The organism is Allobosea sp. BE125, assembly GCF_031456075.1.
Taxonomy (GTDB): Bacteria; Pseudomonadota; Alphaproteobacteria; order Rhizobiales; family Beijerinckiaceae; genus Allobosea.
The window spans coordinates 59,518-75,499 of sequence record NZ_JAVDTY010000016.1 but is presented as its reverse complement, the minus strand read 5'-3'; the positions used below and the strand labels follow the sequence as shown (position 1 = coordinate 75,499).

The 15,982-nt window shown below is 64.3% G+C and carries 13 protein-coding genes and 1 tRNA gene; 12 read left to right on the top strand and 2 right to left on the bottom strand.

Going from position 1 to position 15,982, the window contains the following annotated elements; genetic code table 11:
- Window positions 1-101: 101 nt before the first annotated feature.
- The 10 genes from J2Y55_RS27550 (at window position 102) to J2Y55_RS27505 (ending at window position 12,410) form a co-directional block, all read left to right on the top strand.
- Complete coding sequence (locus J2Y55_RS27550; protein ID WP_310159759.1) at window positions 102-722, top strand: DUF2239 family protein; 621 nt, start codon at window positions 102-104, stop codon at window positions 720-722.
- 18 nt (window positions 723-740) lie between these two features.
- Complete coding sequence (locus J2Y55_RS27545) at window positions 741-1,646, top strand: alpha/beta fold hydrolase (RefSeq protein WP_310159758.1); 906 nt, start codon at window positions 741-743, stop codon at window positions 1,644-1,646.
- Window positions 1,647-2,047: 401 nt separating this feature from the next.
- Window positions 2,048-5,245 (top strand): chemotaxis protein CheB, encoded by a 3,198-nt coding sequence (locus tag J2Y55_RS27540; RefSeq protein WP_310159757.1) that lies wholly within the window; start codon window positions 2,048-2,050, stop codon window positions 5,243-5,245.
- A gap of 47 nt (window positions 5,246-5,292) precedes the next feature.
- The gene (locus J2Y55_RS27535; protein WP_310159756.1) at window positions 5,293-5,667 is read left to right on the top strand and encodes a response regulator; all 375 of its coding nucleotides are present in this window, start codon (window positions 5,293-5,295) and stop codon (window positions 5,665-5,667) included.
- Between the two features lie 375 nt (window positions 5,668-6,042).
- Window positions 6,043-6,456, top strand: coding sequence for a DUF1236 domain-containing protein (locus J2Y55_RS27530; protein WP_310159755.1), 414 nt, complete (start codon window positions 6,043-6,045; stop codon window positions 6,454-6,456).
- A 380-nt stretch (window positions 6,457-6,836) separates the two neighbouring features.
- On the top strand, window positions 6,837-7,796 hold the full coding sequence (locus tag J2Y55_RS27525) for a class I mannose-6-phosphate isomerase (protein WP_310159754.1): 960 nt from the start codon (window positions 6,837-6,839) through the stop codon (window positions 7,794-7,796).
- The gene (locus tag J2Y55_RS27520) at window positions 7,793-10,072 is read left to right on the top strand and encodes a glycosyltransferase family 4 protein (RefSeq protein WP_310159752.1); all 2,280 of its coding nucleotides are present in this window, start codon (window positions 7,793-7,795) and stop codon (window positions 10,070-10,072) included. The genes J2Y55_RS27525 and J2Y55_RS27520 overlap by 4 nt, the downstream gene beginning before the upstream one ends.
- Before the next feature lie 37 nt (window positions 10,073-10,109).
- On the top strand, window positions 10,110-11,432 hold the full coding sequence (locus J2Y55_RS27515; RefSeq protein ID WP_310159751.1) for a glycoside hydrolase family 130 protein: 1,323 nt from the start codon (window positions 10,110-10,112) through the stop codon (window positions 11,430-11,432).
- A gap of 314 nt (window positions 11,433-11,746) precedes the next feature.
- Window positions 11,747-11,956 (top strand): cold-shock protein, encoded by a 210-nt coding sequence (locus J2Y55_RS27510; RefSeq protein WP_069689777.1) that lies wholly within the window; start codon window positions 11,747-11,749, stop codon window positions 11,954-11,956.
- 184 nt (window positions 11,957-12,140) lie between these two features.
- A complete protein-coding gene (locus tag J2Y55_RS27505; RefSeq protein ID WP_310159749.1) occupies window positions 12,141-12,410 on the top strand; it encodes a hypothetical protein in 270 nt (89 codons plus the stop codon).
- Between the two features lie 98 nt (window positions 12,411-12,508).
- Here the strand turns inward: J2Y55_RS27505 and J2Y55_RS27500 are convergent, their stop codons facing one another.
- A complete protein-coding gene (locus tag J2Y55_RS27500) occupies window positions 12,509-12,706 on the bottom strand; it encodes a hypothetical protein (protein ID WP_310159748.1) in 198 nt (65 codons plus the stop codon).
- Between the two features lie 323 nt (window positions 12,707-13,029).
- Here J2Y55_RS27500 and J2Y55_RS27495 point away from each other — a divergent pair, with 323 nt between their 5' ends.
- Together J2Y55_RS27495 and J2Y55_RS27490 are read left to right on the top strand one after the other, a co-directional pair.
- A complete protein-coding gene (locus J2Y55_RS27495) occupies window positions 13,030-14,628 on the top strand; it encodes an alpha-amylase family glycosyl hydrolase (protein WP_310159747.1) in 1,599 nt (532 codons plus the stop codon).
- A gap of 37 nt (window positions 14,629-14,665) precedes the next feature.
- The gene (locus J2Y55_RS27490) at window positions 14,666-15,673 is read left to right on the top strand and encodes a glycosyltransferase family 4 protein (protein ID WP_310159746.1); all 1,008 of its coding nucleotides are present in this window, start codon (window positions 14,666-14,668) and stop codon (window positions 15,671-15,673) included.
- A gap of 138 nt (window positions 15,674-15,811) precedes the next feature.
- On the opposite strand, the gene J2Y55_RS27485 is transcribed toward J2Y55_RS27490, so the two are convergent.
- Window positions 15,812-15,901: transfer RNA gene (locus J2Y55_RS27485), tRNA-Ser, on the bottom strand.
- Window positions 15,902-15,982 lie beyond the last annotated feature (81 nt).

The window sequence follows — 15,982 nt, the reverse complement described above, 5'->3', positions numbered from 1 at the left end:
CTCCTTTGTCAATCAAAGACCCGCGCTCAATATTACCCGGGCGATATTGACATAAGATATTTTTACCCGGATATAAAGCGAGAAATCGCAGAGACCCCGCCATGCCCGACCCATTCGCCACATCCTGCACCGCCTTCGAAGGGCCCCGACGGCTGGCTTCGGGCTCCCTGAGCGAGGTCGCCCTTGCGGTGAAGGCGGCGGTCGATCGCGGCTCGCTCCAGCCCCTGCTCGTCTTCGACGACGCCTCGGGACAGGCGATCGATTTCGATCTCCGCGGCACCAAGGCCAATGTCATCGCGCGCTTGCCCGCGCTCGCCGCGCAACTGGCCCCACCGCAGACTGAGGAAGAGACGGCAGCCGGACCGCGCGGCAAGGGGCGCCCCAAGCTCGGCGTGATCGCTCGCGAGGTGACCTTGTTGCCACGGCATTGGGACTGGCTCGCCGTGCAGCAAGGCGGCGCTTCAGCGACATTGCGACGTCTGGTCGAGCAAGCCCGGCGCGCCGGCAGTGCGAGCCAACAGCGGCGGATGGCCCGGGAAACGGCCTATCGCTTCATCTCGGCGATGGCCGGCAACCTCGCCGGCTTCGAGGAAGCGACGCGCGCCTTGTTTGCCGACGACCGGCCCCGCATGGAAGCGCATATCGCGACCTGGCCGCAGGACATCCGCGACCACACGCTGCGCCTGGCCTGGGGCGATCACGTCCCGTCGACAGAGGCGTGAGGAGAGGAGCGTCAGGCCATGCCCTATGTGGAAACCAACCGCGTCACGATCGCCTATGAAAGCTTCGGCCCGGTTGATGGCGACGTGATCCTGCTGATAGCGGGCCTGGGCACACAGATGCTGCGATGGAGCCAGGAGTTTTGCGACGGGCTGACAGTGCAGGGCTTTCGCGTGATACGGTTCGACAATCGCGATGCCGGCCTGTCGACGCATCTGCACGACCAGCCCGCCCCGGATTTCGCCGCCCTGTCGGCCGCCGCCGCCAGCGGACGGCCGTTCGCAGTTCCCTATACGCTCGAGGACATGGCCGGCGATGCGCTCGGCCTGCTCGATGGGCTCGGAATAAAGCAGGCCCATCTGGTCGGCCGCTCGATGGGCGGGATGATCGCGCAGCTCGCTGCGAGCACGTATCCGCACCGCATCCTGTCACTCGCCGCGATCATGTCCGCGACCGGCAATCCCGAGCTTCCCAAGGCAGCGCCGGAGGTCATGACGATGCTGATGCGACCGGCACCGGCCCCTTCGGAGGACCTCGCGGGATATCTCGCCCACAGCCTCGCCTTCGCGCGTCGCATCGCCGGTCCAGGCCATCCCTTCTACGAGACGGCCCATCGCGCACTCGTCATGAGCGAACTGGAACGGGCATATGATCCAGCCGGCACGAGCCGCCAGATCGCCGCCATCGCCGCAACCGGCGATTTGCGCCCGCGCCTGAGCCAAATCACCGCGCCGACCCTGGCGGTGCATGGCGCGGATGATCCCCTGGTTCCAAAGGCAGCCGGCGCGGACATCGCAGCCTCGATCACCGGCGCCCGCCTCATGATCATCGACGGCATGGGTCACGACCTGCCCGCGGCGCTTTACAACAGGGTGGCTCGGGCGATCGCCGAAAACGCGCGCAGCGCGAGCCGGGCCTCGATTTGAGCAGCGGTCGGATCATCGAAAACGCTCCGCAGCTTCACATGCTGAACCGACTGCCGGTTCACGTGAAGAAAACGCGTTAAGAGCAACAAGCTCGGGTAGCTGAATGATCCAGTCGGATCGGAAACCGCTCCAGCGTCTCGGATTGGGGACCGGCCCATCCCGCCCCCTTCGAGGCCTTGCATCTCTCGTGGAATGAGCGCCACGTTCTTTCGCGCGCCGGCTCGATGAGGCCCGGCGATGGACCCCGGTGAAACTTGTGTCTACGGTGTCTCCAGTCGGGGGACGAAGCGGCCTGGCCTTTCCAATATCGCGAGGATTTTGCAAGGGAGCGCCTTTCGGCAAGCGGCCTCCTGCCTCGCGCGATAGCATCGCCACGTATTGCGTACCCCCAGGCGGATCTCATGACTCAGCAGAGCCGCAGCGACACGCTCGAAGCCGCCCGAAAGGCTGCGAGCGAGCGCCCTTCGGAGCCCGACGATTCTCGGGCATTGCCGGGCGGCCTCGGCCTGGTCGTCGGCATCGGCGCATCGGCCGGCGGGCTCAATGCGTTCAAGGCCTTCCTAAAAAGCATGCCGGCGGAGAGCGGCATGAGCTTCGTGCTGGTCCAGCATCTGGCGCCCGACCATAAGAGCATGCTGACCGACCTTTTGGGACAAGCAACCGGCATGCGCGTGCTGGAAGCCGAAGACGGCGTGATGGCGGCTGCAGACACGGTCTATGTCATTCCGCCGGACGCGACCCTGATCCTCCGGGATCGTCGCTTGCGGGTCACCAAACCCGCGCCGCCACGCGCCTTGCGCCGGCCTATCGATACGTTCTTCACCTCGCTTGCCGAGGATCAGGGTGAAAATGCCGTCTGCATCGTGCTTGCGGGCACCGGCAATGACGGCGCGCTTGGCCTGTCGGCGGTCAAGGAAAACGGCGGCCTGACCCTGGCTCAGGCGGAGTTCGACCACATTGCGATGAGCGGCATGCCGCAAAGCGCCACCGCGACCGGCTTCGTTGACGAGGTCATGCCAGTCGAGCAGATGCCGGCGCGGCTGCTCGACCATCAACGCCATCTCTCCCTGGTCGCGCCGCGCAAGGACGATGATGGCACGCGGCGCGATGCAGCCGGACATCTGGTCACGATCAGCGCCCTGCTGCGCGCCCAGATCGGCCATGACTTCGTCCATTACAAGGAAAAGACCCTGGTTCGTCGCGTCCAGCGCCGCATGCAGGTGCTGCAGATCGATGAAGTCCCGGCCTATATCGCCCGCCTGCGCGACGATCCGGGCCAGATCGACCTGCTCTTCCGCGAACTCCTGATCGGGGTGACCCAGTTCTTCCGCGACCCGGAGGCTTTCCAGGCGCTGCAGGCTGCCTTGGCGCCCAAATTTGCCGGCGACCAGCACGACGATGACACGATCCGGATCTGGGTGCCGGGCTGCGCCACGGGGGAGGAGGTCTATTCGCTCGCCATTCTCGTGAGGGAGATCATTGCGCAGCGACCGAGCGCGGTGAGAGTTCAGATCTTCGGCACCGATATCGACACCCCCGCGATCGCCTTCGCTCGCCAGGCGCGCTACCGCAAGACCATCGGCTTGACGCCCGAGCGGCTCGCGAAATGGTTTTCTCCCGACGGCGACGCGTATTGCCCGGTGAAGGTGATCCGCGAGATGTGCGTGTTCTCGACCCACAGCGTCACCAAGGATCCGCCCTTCTCCAAGCTCGATTTGATCTCCTGCCGCAACCTCCTGATCTATATGAACGCGGCTCTGCAGGATCGCGTGATGAAAACCTTTCATTACGCGCTCAAGCCGGATGGCATGCTGTTTCTCGGGCCGTCGGAAAGCATGACGCGCCAGAGCAGGCTCTTTGCCGACAGCGACAAGAAGCACCGCATCTTCCGGCGCGAGGATACGGTTGCCACCTTGCCTGACGTCACGCTCCGTGCGGCCTCCTTCGCAACTCCGGATCTGCCGCCGGCCGGACTTGCCGCCGGTCCCGGAGAAGACCGGATCGACAAGACCGCGCGCCGGCTGCTCGAGAAATACTCCCCCGCTTTTGTCGTCATCGACAAGCACAACGACATCCTGCGCTTTTCCGGCGGCGAGGCTGGGCACTATCTCGAACCTTCATCGGGAGTGGCGAGTCTCAACCTCTTCGGCATCCTGCGAAAGGCCTTGCGGCCGATCGTGCGCAGCACGCTGCAGCAGGCACTCTCCAAGAAAGCCGCGGCTGTCCACGAGGCCGTGCCGGTCCGGATCGATGGGCAGATTCGCGCTGTCACCGTCATCGTCGAGCCGCTCACTGAGGGGGGATTATGCGTCGTCGCCTTTCGCGATGACGGCATCCGCGTCGTCAGCCGCAGCAGGAAGGCGAGCATCGCCAACGAAGCCGCCGCGACGGCCGCCATGGAGCACGAGCTGCTGACGGCGAGGATGCAGTTGCAGGCGACGGTCGACGAGCTGGAAACGACCAACGAGGAAAGGCGGGCCGCGGCGGAGGAATATCAATCGGCCAATGAGGAGCTGCAATCGTCGAATGAGGAGCTGGAAACCTCGAAGGAAGAGATGCAGTCGATCAATGAGGAGCTTCAGACGGTCAATGCCGAGGTGGTCAGCAAGAACGAGGCCCTGACGCACCTGAACAGCGACCTGAAGAACCTGCTCGACAGCACCGAGATCGCCACCAGCTTCCTGGACAGCAATCTGCGCATCAAAAGCTTCACGCCTAAGATGACCGATATCTTCCATCTGCGCGACAGCGATCGCGGGCGCCCGATCACCGACATCACCTCCATGCTCGGCTATGACGAGATCGAGGACGATGCGCGCCAGGTCCTGCGCGAGCTCTCGGTCGTCGAACGCGAGGTGCAGATCAAGCACCACGGCATGAGCTTCCTGATGCGGATGCGGCCCTACCGCACCATGGACAATGTCGTCGATGGCGTCGTGATCACCTTCATGGACATCAATGAACGCAAGAAGGCGGAAGAGACGCAGGACCTCCTGGTCCGCGAACTGAACCACCGGATCAAGAACCTGTTTGCGGTCACCAACGGCGTGGTTTCGCTCAGCGCGCGCTCGGCCGGCACGCCGCAGGAGATGGCCAGGGCGATCCGGGGCAGACTCGAGGCCCTGGCGCGCGCGCATGAGCTGATCATCCCGGCGCTGGGCGGGAGCGGCGAGGCCTTCAAGCGGGGTACGACGCTCGATGCGCTGGTGATGGCGATCGCCTCGCCCTATCGGGAACAGGAGGGCGATCGGGAGCGCGTTACCATCGATGGTCCAAGCGTACCGCTTGGCGGGCAGGCGGTTACCAGCCTGGCGCTGGTTCTGCACGAGCTGGCGACGAACGCCACCAAATATGGGGCCCTGTCGTCCTCCAAGGGCCATATCGCCATCTCCTGGACTATCAGTGAGGGCGCCCTGGCGCTGATCTGGGAGGAGCGCGGGGGGCCGACGGTCGCCGGTCCGCCGCTCGGGCAAGGGTTTGGCAGCCTGCTCGTACGCCGCAGCATCGAGGGCCAACTCGCCGGCGTGCTCGCCTATGACTGGAAGGCGGAAGGGCTGATCGTGCGCCTGTCGACGCCAATGGAACGATTGCTTCAGTAAAATCGTTTCAATCTGCAAGTGCTCACGATTGGAGCAGGAGTCCTGCCTTGCTCCAAACCCTGCCCTTGCTGCCGGCGATCCTGATTGTCGATGACGAGCCGTTCATCGCCCTCGACCTTGCCTTGGCGGTCGAGGATGCGGGCTGTATTGTCGTCGGACCAGCCGGAAGCGTGCGCGAAGCTCTTAGCCTGCTCGCATCGAGCCGCGTGACGGCCGCCATCCTCGACGTGAATTTGAGCGACGGCGACGTGACACCGGTCGTCGATATACTGGTCGCGCGTGGCGTTCCGCTGATCTTCCAGACCGGCGTCGGACTGCCCGCCTCATTGAAGGCGCGCTATCCCGGCCTTCTCGTCTACGCCAAGCCCGTCATGTCCGAGCGGCTCGTGGACATGCTGATCGGGCTGATCCCGCAGGTTTGATCCTGTCGCTTCAAAAGGCTGACGCGAACCGCAGAAGCAGATGCAATCGCGAACCGGATCGCCGTTCGATCTCGTTCGCAAAAGCGCCTGTCATCCAGGTTCTCCCCCAATCTGCCATGTGAGGCACGTTGCGGCCTGGGAGGCATTTATGCATTCGGTGTGAAGGGTTGCATCGAAGCATGATGTGGAAGGCAAAATCTCTGAACTGATCCAATCGATCTGGTTTTTGTCCTAAAATTTTTCAGAATTTGCCCGATCTGTTGACGCAATTGCAAAATAAAAGAGCGGAACATTTCTGTAATCTGCGTGTTTTAAAGTCACCTGACCAATTCGCGGGATATCCTTTCCCACTGGTTCATGCGAAGGATTACTTCCATGCTGAAGACATTCGCCCTGATTTCTGCCATCGCCATCATTCCTGCGACGGCTTTTGCCCAGAATGCCCCGGCAGCCGGTGGCGCTGTTGGTGGCGCGGCGACCGGAGCGATTGGCGGCGCGATCGTCGGCGGTCCGGTTGGCGCCGTCGTCGGCGGTGTCGGCGGAGCGGTGGTCGGCGCGATCATCGGTGATCAGACGCCGCGGTTCCAGACCTATGTCGTGGAACAGCGCCGTCCGTCCTACACCTATGCCGAGCCGCTCGTCGTCGGCGCGACACTGCCGAATGAAGGCGTCACCTATTATGAGGTGCCGCGTGAATATGGCGAGACCAGCTATCGCTACACGGTGATCAACAACCGCACCGTACTGGTCGACCCCAGGACGCACCGCGTCGTGCAGGTCATCCAGTAAGCCGGATCGCCCGACCCGGGATCTGCCTGAGACAGGAGTGATCGCGCCCTCACGCGCAGCCTCTCCTCTATCAGGGTCACAGGCCTGCTCCAGCGATGGGGTGGGCCTTGGCCCGTTCGATGCGCGCTAGAGCAATTTCCGATCCAGTCGGTTCGCTCAATTGCTCTAGATCCTTGTTTTAACGCGCTTTCTTCACGCGAACCGGTATCCGCTTCGCTAGAAAGCGCTCTCGTTCGCGCAACGATGCCGCTCGTGCCGGGCTTTGCCCCTCGACATCTGCGCCCGGCATCTGAGCGCCACTACAAGCCGTCGCCGACCATTGCCGCACCGCTCGACAGCCCTGTCGAGCGATCGCCGGCAATGTGAAAGAGGAGACCGACATGGCGCTCGAGCAGACCCGTGTGCAGATCGTGCCCAAGCCTTGGGGGGCGACCGATCTCTTGCCGTGGAGCGAGGCAGGGCATGACGGCGTCGCGATCGGCGAGCTCTGGTTCCAGCGGCGCGACCCCAAGGCACCCGAACCTGCCTTGCTGCTCAAATTGCTGTTCACGCAGGAGGCCCTGTCGATCCAGGTGCATCCCGATGATGCGCTGGCGCAGGCGATGGGACAGGCACATGGCAAGACAGAGGCCTGGTACATCCTCTCCGCTACACCGGAGGCCACGGTCGGCGTCGGGCTGACATCCGTCCTCACAAGCGAGCAGTTGCGCTTCGCCATCGCGGACGGCTCGATCACCGAGCACCTGCAATGGCGCAAAGCCGTCAAGGACGACGTCATCTCCGTGCCGGCGGGAACGATCCACGCGATCGGCGCGGGCCTTGTGCTCGCGGAGATCCAGCAGCGCAGCGACACGACGTTTCGCCTGTTCGACCATGGCCGAGCGCGCGAGCTCCATATCGAGCAGGGCGTCGCCGCCGCCCATGCCGGGCCTGTCGAGATCCAGACGCCGCCTGAGCGCCTGAGCGATACCAGGACCCTGCTCGTCGCGAGCCTCTATTTCGTCCTCGAACGGCTTGATCTGGCGGCTGGCTCGACCTGGGAGCTGGACGCCACACACGAGACCTGGCTGGTCGTCATCGCCGGTGATGCTCAACTCGGACCATCCCAGGCAGGCATCGGCGAGGGCTGCTTCATCGAGGCAGAGACGATGCCCATCAGGGCAGGCCGCGATGGCCTGACCTGCCTCCTGGCCTATGAGGCCGCCAAGCCGAGCCACGACCTTCTGCGCGCGCTTGAGGCAAGCGCAGCGCCTGCATCGGGCGGCGCCGCTTTCCAGCCGCCCCTGCCCCTCCCCGCGCTCGCGGGTTCGCCAATCCCCCTCACGGAGGCACGACCATGAGCCCGCTCCACCGGATCGCTTTCATCGGCAATTCGCTCCCGCGCCGCTGCGGCATCGCGACCTTCACCACCGATCTGCAGCAGGCGGTCGCGGCGTCGGGCGTGGAGACTTCCATCATAGCCATGAACGACCATGGTCATAGCTATGACTACCCGCCTTCCGTCCATTGCCAGGTGGGCGACCAGCGGCTGGAGGATTACGCGCGCGCCGCCGACTTTCTCAATGACGGCCGCTTCGACGTCGTCTCGCTCCAGCACGAGTTCGGGATATTCGGCGGTGAAGCCGGGAGCCACATCATGGCGTTGCTGTCGCGTCTGACGGCGCCGGTCGTCACCAGCCTGCATACCGTCCTGTCCGCGCCGACTGCCGTGCAGCGCGACGTCATGGAGCGGATCATCGACGCCTCGGCGCGGGTCGTGGTCATGGCCGAGAAGGCGCGCGACTTGCTGCGGAGCGTCTACCGGCTCCCCGCCGACAAGATCGAGGTCATCCCGCACGGCATTCCCGCATTCGCCTTTCTCGAGCCTGACGAGGCCAAGGCCAGGCTCGGCTTCAGCGGCCGCTCCGTCATCCTGACCTTCGGGCTGCTCTCGCCCAACAAGGGCATCGAGGTGATGATCGACGCGATGCCCTCGATCCTGCGCCGCCGCCCCGACGCGGTCTATGTGGTTTTGGGCGCAACGCATCCCAATCTGGTTCGCGAACAGGGCGAGGCCTATCGCGCCAGCCTGATGAACCGCGTGCGCGAACTCGGCGTCGAGGAGCACGTGGTTTTCCTCGACCAGTTCGTCGACCAGGCGACGCTGCTCGGCTTCATCTCGATGTGCGACGTCTATGTCACGCCCTATCTCAACGAGGCGCAGATGACGTCCGGGACGCTGGCCTACAGCTTCGGGCTGGGCAAGGCGGTGGTCTCGACGCCGTACTGGCATGCGCAGGAACTGCTCGCCGACGGGCGCGGTATCCTGGTGCCGTTCGGCGATGCGGTTGCGATCGGCGACGAGATCGCCGGCTTGCTGACCGATGACGCCAGACGGCAGGCGATGCGGCTGCGCGCCTATGCGAGCAGCCGCTCGATGACATGGGAGCGAACCGCCAAGCGCTATCTCACGGCGTTCGAGACGGCGCGCCGGGGCCGCATGCTGAGCGTGGTCGCAGGCACAGCCCAGGTGAAGCCTCTGCCCCAGATCGCCGCGCCTCCCGAGATGCGGACGGGCCATTTCCTGAGCATGTGCGACGATACCGGCCTGTTCCAGCACGCCGTCCATTCCGTGCCCGATCGCACGCATGGCTACTGCGTCGACGACAATGCCCGGGCGCTGCTCCTCGCCTGCGTGCTGAACAGCACCAGTGAGCCGCGCCTGCCGGACGCACTGACGGCGCGTTTCGCCTCGTTCGTCCAGCATGCCTGGAACCCCGATACGCGGCGCTTCCGCAATTTCATGAGCTTCGACCGGCGCTGGCTTGAGGATACCGGTTCGGAAGACAGCCACGGGCGGACACTCTGGGCGCTTGGCGAATGCGCGCGCAGCGATATCAGCCCGTCGCGCCGGCAATGGGCCGCCGCCCTGTTCGCGGAAGCCTTGCCCGTGGTCGAGGAATTCACCTCGCCCCGCGCCTGGGGCTTCGCCTTGCTCGGTCTGGACGCTTATTGCGCCATTGCCGGCGCCCCGGCGGCGGCGATCTGGCTGCGCCCGCTGCTGGCCGACCGGCTGCTTGGCCTGATGTCGGCGGTCGAGACGCCGGACTGGGTCTGGTTCGAGGACGGGTTGTCCTATGACAATGCGCGCCTGCCCCAGGCCCTGATCGCCACCGGGGTTTCGATGAAGGTTACGGCCTATGTCGAAGCCGGCCTGCGTTCGCTGCGCTGGCTCACGGCGCTGCAGACCACGCCGGCGGGCTTGTTCAGGCCGGTCGGCTCGGACAGCTTCGGCGACAAGCGCTGTGCGCCCAAGGCGTTCGACCAGCAGCCGCTGGAGGCGACCGCGACGGTCTCTGCCTCCCTAGCCGCATGGCGCGCGGACGGCGATCCGCAATGGCGGGCCGAGGCCGGGCGGGCCTTCGCCTGGTTCTTGGGCCACAACGACCTCTCGTCGCCCTTGGTCGATCTCGACACGGGGGCCTGTCGCGACGGCCTGCATCGCGACCGACCGAATGAGAACCGCGGCGGCGAATCCGTGGTATCCTATCTCATCAGCCTCGCCGAGATTCGCCAGCTAGCCCGCATCAGCGGGGACCGCCCGAAACTGGCGCCGCTTCGGGCCTTGCACGCCTGAGCCTCCGGCGAACACGCACAAACAGACTGGGGTCGCCTTGTCCCAATCCAGCTTCCTGAACCGGCAGGCCCTGTATCTGCGCCCCGACCCCGCCAGGGTCGTGGTGCGCCGGTTCGGCCCCCAGGCGGAGCCCAGGGATCTCAACCACACCGACAGGATCCGGGCGAACCATATCGTCGGGCGGGTCCTGTCGCTCGATGCCGCGACGGCGGAGAGCCTGCTCGCCGAGGTCCTCGAGAATTTCAAGGGCCGGCACCGCAACCTGCTGGAACGGTTCGAGGCTCGCGCCGACGAGATGGAGGAGGCCTTCGCGACGCATGGCGACTTCACTCAGGTCCAGCGCCGGCTGGTCGGGTCCTACTTCCTGCATGAATATTCCTTCGAGGCGGCAGCGCTGTTCAACCCGAGCATCGTTTCGCATCCCGACCAGTCCGGCGCGCCCCCGGGCGGGCGCCGCTTCATCCTGAGCCTGCGCGCCGTCGGCGAAGGGCATATCTCATCCCTGACCTTCCGCTCCGGCTCGATCGCAGCCGATGGCAGCGTCAGCATCGACCCGACCTCGCGCCTGGCTTCGATCGCGACCTTGCGGAACCGGATGGCGCGCCTCGACGGCGAGGATGTCGAGGTCACCTTCTCCACCGATGGCGACATCAGCGAGCGGGTGATCTTCCCCGTGACCGCCGCCCAGTCGAACGGCATCGAGGATGCGCGCTTCGTCGCCTTCGAGGAGGACGGGAAGATTGTGTTCCGCGCGACCTACACGGCCTATAACGGCCGGGGTATCCGCTCCGAATTGGTCGAGACCAGCGACTTCCTGTCGTTCCGGATGTCGCCGCTGCGCGGCTCGGCGGCCGTCAACAAGGGCATGGCGCTGTTTCCGCGCAAGATCAACGGCCGCTACGCCATGATCGCGCGGCAGGACAGCGAGAACCTCTATCTGATCTATTCCGACGATCTCCTCACCTGGGAGGCCGGGGGCGTCGCGCTGCTGAAGCCGCAATTCCCCTGGGAATTCATCCAGATCGGCACCTGCGGCTCACCGATCGAGCTCGACGAGGGCTGGCTGCTCCTGACCCATGGCGTTGGACCGGTCCGGAAATACTCCATCGGCGCGGTCCTGCTCGACAAGGCGGACCCGTCGAAGGTGTTGGCGCGCACGCGCGAGCCCTTCGTCCGGCCCGAACCCTCCGAGCGCGAAGGCTATGTTCCCAACGTCGTCTATACCTGCGGTGCGATACGCCATAACGACCAGATCATCCTGCCTTATGCCGTCTCCGACACCTTCTGTAATTTCGCGACGGTCAGGATCGCCACACTCCTGCAAGCCATGGAACGCCATGATGCGGGAATGGGCATATGACGGAGACGAACCGCTTCCAGCAGGGCGATCCGGACAACTCGCCTCTACTCTCGATAAAAGCATCGATTTGCATTGATTTCGATATGATTTATCTTGATCTCGATAGCTAGTTTCGGCGCTAATTCGATTTCCGGTAGCGTTGAAATTTGACTTACTGAACTTATTCGCCTAGCTTGCCCTTGCCGATATTTGTCTGGTTGACTGTTTTTTCTCGTGCTTCGGCGCGTCTCTGACGAACTCCCTTTCGAAATCGTGCTGATTCCGTCGCGCATTCGCGTGATGGTCGACGAATATTATCAAAAGGAGAGTTCGCTATGGCCACTGGCACAGTGAAATGGTTCAATTCCACCAAGGGCTTCGGCTTCATTCAGCCTGATGACGGCAGCCAGGACGTCTTCGTCCATATCTCTGCCGTCGAACGCGCTGGAATGCGCGAGATCGTCGAAGGCCAGAAGCTCGGCTACGAGATGGTCAAGGACAATAAATCCGGCAAGATGTCCGCCGAGCAGCTGCAGGCAGCCTGACCGCCATTCAACCTCGCCGGCGACCACGGATGGAATGGCATCGCGACGAGGATGAAGAACACGAAAAGGCCAGGTTCACGCCTGGCCTTTTTTCTTAGCCTTTGCCGCCGGCGCTAAGGCGTTTTGTTGCCATGCATCGTCTTCACGCGAACCGGGCACCGCTTCGACTGATGGGATTCCGCCTTTGGACATCGACGTTACGCCAAAATCCGACGAAGCAGCCTGGCTGCTGACTGACCTGCTCGGCCGGCCCATGGGTCATGTCGCGGAGGAGCCTGCCGGCGAATTCAGGATCCATCCCGCAGGCCAGGCGCTGCTGACGATGGAGGCGATGAAATGTGGCCCCTTCAGAACACTTGATGATGCCTTGGCCGAGATCGAACTCTTTACCCGGGGCACCTGCAGGCGGGTGTTGGGCGGCGATCCGCCGGCAGAGGCAGACGTGGCCTCCTAAAGCGTTTTCCTATCCGGTTGGATCGTTCAATAGCTCTAGCTCTTTGTTTTAACGCGTTTTCTTCACGCGAACCGGCATCCACTTCGCTCGAAAACGCGCTAAGCCGGGCGTCGCTTGGCCGGAGTGCCGGCCGGCAGATTGATGAGCTTTGCCTTTCGCGAGGCCTTTGCCTCGTCAGATACCGGCATTGTGGACAGCGCCTTGTCGATATGGCGGCCTGCGACGGCCCGCGCCTTCAACTGCTGGCGCTTGCGGGTGACATTGCCGGGCGCATCCGCCGGCTGCGACAGATCCATGTCGTGGGCGATGGTCGGGGTGTCCGGCTCCGCGGCCTGATGAACGTGAGCAGGGTGGGTTATCTTGGTGGCGCTAGAATTGGTCATTTGGATTCAATGATCAGCACGCCGTTTTGTTCCGCTTTTTGCCGAAATCTCTGGCCTCGTCGAATTGATGCCAGACCAGAGACAAGAACTGCTAAGATTACGGGCAGGCGATGGCCGTTCGCGGGCGAGCCGCGACCAGCGCCCGGCCGGCGCCCCGATCAAGCCCTCGGCCTCGCGGGTTCCGGGTTTCAGAAGGCCTCAACCATGCTTATCGGCACGCCCAGAGGCCTGTTCGCATGACCGCGCCATGGTGGCAGGCGGGCGTGATCTACCAGATCTATCCGCGCTCCTTCCAGGATACGGATGGCGACGGCATCGGCGATCTCAAGGGCATCGCGCGGCGGCTCGACTATCTCGCCGGGCTCGGCGTCGACGCGATCTGGATCTCGCCGATCTATCCCTCGCCGATGGCCGATTTCGGCTATGACGTCGCCGATTATTGCGGGGTCGATCCGCGTTTCGGCACGCTTGCCGATTTCGACGATTTGCTGGCCCAGGCCCATGAGCGTGGGCTCAAGCTCGTGCTCGACTTCGTGCCGAACCACAGCTCCGACCGGCACCCCTGGTTCGTCGAGAGCCGCTCCTCGCGCCTGGATCCGAAACGGGACTGGTATCTCTGGCGTGACCCTGCGCCCGATGGCGGGCCGCCCAATAACTGGGTCAGCGATTTCGGCGGCTCGGCCTGGGAGTGGGACGAGGCTACCGGCCAGTATTATTACCACGCCTTCCTGAAGCAGCAGCCGGACCTCAACTGGCGCAATCCGGCCGTGCGGGCGGCGATGCATGAGGTGATGCGCTTCTGGTTCGATCGCGGCGTCGATGGTTTCCGCATCGACGTGCTCTGGCACCTGATCAAGGCGGCGGATTTCCCCGACAATCCACCAAACCCGGCCTATCAGCCCGCCATGGGCGAGATGCACCGCGTGCTCCAGCTCCACTCGGCCGATCAGCCCGAGATCCATACGATCGCCGCCGAGATGCGCGCCATCGCCGACGGTTACCGCGCTACAGAGCAAGGCGAGCGGCTGCTGATCGGCGAGATCTATCTGCCGGTCGATCGTCTGATGACCTATTACGGCGGGGCGCGGGCGGGCGTGCAATTGCCTTTCAACTTCCAGCTTATCGATGCGCCTTGGCAGGCGCGCGCGCTCGCGACCCTGATCGCCACTTATGAGGCCGCTCTACCGCCGGGCGGCTGGCCGAACTGGGTGCTCGGCAATCATGATCGGTCGCGCATCGCCAGCAAGCGCGGCGAGGCCCAAGCCCGCATCGCAGCGATGCTGCTGCTGACGCTGCGCGGCACGCCCACCCTCTATTACGGTGACGAGCTCGGCCTGAGCGATGTTCCGATTCCGCCCGAGCAGCTCCAGGACCCCCGCGAATTGCGCGAGCCCGGGCTCGGCCTGGGCCGCGATCCGGTCCGGACGCCGATGCCCTGGGACGCCGGCGCGCATGCCGGCTTCAGCACGGTCTCGCCCTGGCTGCCGCTCAATGCCGACTGGCCGACGCGCAATGTCGCGGGGATGGCGGAGGAGCCGACCTCCATTCTGACGCTCTATCGCCAGTTGCTGGCCGCCAGGCGTGCGCATCCGGCATTGGCGATCGGTGATTTCAGTTTGCTGGACTCCGAGGGCGATGTGCTCGCCTATGAGCGCCGCGACGCGGCGCAAGCGCTGATCGTGGCGCTCAATCTCGGGACAAGCGCACAGCGGCTGGAATTGCCGATTTGGGCAAGTCAGCACCGGCTGATCCTGTCGACGCGCGGCGAGGCGCCGCTCGTCGAAAGCAATGTGCTGCTGCTGCGCGCGGATGAGGGCGTGATCCTCGCGACCTGATCGCGGTTTTTAGAGCGTTTTCGAGAAGGACGACGATGTGCGTATCGCCATGCTGGCGCCGATCTCCTGGCGCACCCCGCCGCGCCATTACGGTCCATGGGAGCTGGTGACGAGCCTGTTGACCGAGGCGCTGCTGGCGCGCGGCGTCGACGTCACGCTGTTTGCCACTAGGGATAGCTGGACGGCTGGTACTCTGGCTGGCGTCTGCCCAGCTCCCTATTCCGAAGACCCCAGCATCGACGCCAAGGTCTGGGAGATGCTCCATGTCGCCCATGTCTTCGAGCGCGCCGGTGAGTTCGACCTGATCCACAACCAGGCCGATTTCGTCCCCCTGGCCTTCTCGCGACTGGTCGAGACACCGGTGGTGACGACGATTCACGGCTTCTCCTCGGAGCGCATCCTGCCGGCCTTCAAGGCCTATGAGGACCGCGTCCACTATGTCGCGATCAGCGCTGCCGACCGGCACCCGGATCTACGCTATGCGGCGACGATCCATCACGGCATCAGGCTGGAGGACTTTCCGTTCGATCCGGAGGGCGGCGAAGACCTGCTCTTCTTCGGCCGCATCCACCCCGACAAGGGCGCAGCCGAGGCGATCGCCGCCGCACACCAGGCGGGTCGGCGGCTCGTCATGGCGGGCATCGTCCAGGACCAGGACTACCACGCCGACCATGTTGTGCCGGCACTCGACGGCCGCCGCGTCGATTATCTCGGCCCGGTCGGCGGAGACCTCCGCACCAAAACCCTGGGCTCGGCGCGGGCACTGCTCCACCTGATCAATTTCGAGGAGCCGTTCGGGTTGTCGGTCGTGGAGGCGCTCGCCTGCGGCACGCCGGTCATCGCCACCAGGCGCGGCTCGATGCCGGAGCTGATCGAGCATGGCGTGACCGGCTTCCTGGTCGACAGCGTCGATGAAGCCGTCGAGGCAATTGGCCGCATTGGTGAGATCGATCGCGCCGCTTGCCGGGCATCGGTCGCGGCGCGCTTCACGGTGGACCGCATGGCGGATCGATATTGGGAGCTCTATCGATCGCTCCTGGCATGATGGCTAGGCCTTGTGAATAAGGCCCCTCCCCCGGAGTTCTTTTGAGTTTCCGCTCGGCGAGAGAGACCGACGCCACCGCCCGCAGGCTCCGCCGATTTCGGCGCAGCCTGCTGCAAATATGGGAGGTTGAGATTTAACTGGCGGACAGGGCGGGATTCGAACCCGCGATACGGTTTCCCGTATACACACTTTCCAGGCGTGCGCCTTCAACCACTCGGCCACCTGTCCGGCGCGCTGCTTATGACCGCCGAGCCGGCTTCTTTCAAGGGCCGATCGCAAGGCTTTTCACAGTTCGCGTGAATGAGGTGC